Annotated in this window: 1 protein-coding gene; it reads right to left on the reverse strand. The window is 67.5% G+C overall.

Translation table 11 applies throughout. The features are described 5' to 3' along the window. A partial coding sequence (locus EOA38_RS34960) for an AMP-binding protein (protein ID WP_127301370.1) occupies positions 1-1,859 on the reverse strand: 1,859 nt, incomplete at its 3' end. Between the last annotated feature and the right edge of the window lie 145 nt (positions 1,860-2,004).

Genomic DNA, 2,004 nt, shown 5'->3' on the forward strand with positions numbered 1-2,004 from the left:
ACCGAGACGATGTCGCCGGTGTCGTGCCAGCCTTCGAGCGGCTGCAATTCGCCTGGACGGTCGGCGGTCATGTAGCCCATCATCATGTTCGGGCCGTCGAGCCACAGCCGGCCGGCATCGCCGATGCCCTCGACCGGCTCGAGCTTCATGCGGATCGCCGGCAGCAGACGCCCGACCGTGCCGTCGCGGTTGTGGATCGCGGTGTTCACCGCAACCACAGGCGCCGCCTCCGTCAGCCCGAAACCTTCGATGATCGATGCCTGGAAGCGGTCGCGATAGACGCGCCGTGTCTCGGGCTTCACCGCTTCGGCCCCGGCGACCACGAAACGCAGGCTGGAGAAGTCGCCGTCCTTGGCGGTGCGGGCATAGTTGGCGAGGAAGGTGTCGGTGCCGAACATGACGGTCGGCTTCACCTTGCGGGCGATTTCCGGAATGATCTTGTAGTGCAGCGGCGAGGGGTAGAGGAACAGTTTCACGCCCGTAACCAGCGGCAGGATCGTGCCGCCGGTGAGCCCGAAGGAGTGGAACACCGGCAGCACGTTGAGCAGGATGTCGGCCGGCGAGATCGTCACGCGCGCCTCGGCCTGCATGGCATTGGCCAGCAGACTTCGTTGCGAGAGAACCACCGCCTTGGGCGTGCCCTCCGAGCCCGAGGTGAACAGGATCACCGCCGCCTTGGCCGCTTGCTGCCGCTGCAGCGGGAAGCGCCAGAACAGCGCCGCGGCGACCTTGTCGAGCACCGTCACGCTCTCGCGCACGTCCTCCAGCCAGAGCATTTTGGCACCGCCTGCCTCGACGGCGGCGACGATGTCGTCGATGCCCGCCTTTTCGATGAAGGCGCGGGAGGAGACCACAGTGCGGATGACCGCGGTGCGGATCGCCGCCGTCACGCTCGCCGGACCGGCGGTGTAGTTGATCATCGCCGCGACACGGGCCGCCGAAATCAGCCCGACGAAGGACAGCACCACGCCATTGGCGTTGGGCAGAAGCAGCCCGACCGCTTCGCCGGGCGCCGTCACCGCCTCGAAGCGGCGGCCGAGCACGCGCGCGCCGATGAACATCTTGCGGTAGCTCAGCGCGCCCGAGATGACGTCCTCGATGATCGGGTGCGAGGTGCCGACTCTGGTTGCCGCATCGCGCATCGCCAGGAACAGACCGCGATCGAGATTGGAGCCATAGAGCCGCGCTTCGGCGAAACGGTCGAACAGCGCGTTGGTGTTGGAGGCCATATCAGGATTGCGCGCCACCAGCTCGGCGACCGTCATCGGCTCCAGCACGCTGAGCGACAGGCGCGGGAACCAGTGTCGCGGCGCCCTGTCGGCGGGCGTCAGCGACAGCGGCAGGTGGCGGGCTCCGGCGACGAAGATCGGCACGATGCGGGCGTCCGCCTGCATGGCGATGCGGGTGATGGCGCGAAACAGCCGGAACGACTTGACGTCGGGCTCGACATCGTCGGGCAGGTAGACGGCGAGCCGCCCCTTGCCTTTCAGCACGCGCACCAGCCGGCGGCTGACGAAGACATGCTCGGCGTTGAAGGCAATGGTGCGGCCAAGCTCGCGCCACGGCTCCAGCCAGGGCGAGCGGGCCGAGGCCTCGTCCAGGATGTGCAGCGTGTCGTCGGGTAAGAGCGACAGCATCAGCGCCGGTTCGATCCGCGACTGGTGCGAGACGACATAGATGACCGGCGTGCGCGCGTTGCGGGCAATGCGGATGCGCTCGTCGGCAATGCGGTAGGCGAGCTTGAACGGCACATAGAGCAGCGCCTGGGTGAGGCGCAGGTCGAGCCGGAACCTCTCGATCAGGCCGATCAGCAGCCAGGCAAAGACAAGGCCGGCAAGCAGCGCCAATGTCAGGATCATGCCGCTCTCCCAACGTCCTCCAGGGCGCGGCTCTTGGCGGCCGCTTCGAGCGCAGAGGGTAGCGGAAGTGGGGGCAAGGTCAATGAGGGGGTGGCGCGGCGTCCCCTTCTCCCCTTGTGGGAGAAAGTGGATCGGCGCGCAGCGC

Source organism: Mesorhizobium sp. M1E.F.Ca.ET.041.01.1.1 (assembly GCF_003997355.1).
Lineage (GTDB): Bacteria > Pseudomonadota > Alphaproteobacteria > Rhizobiales > Rhizobiaceae > Mesorhizobium.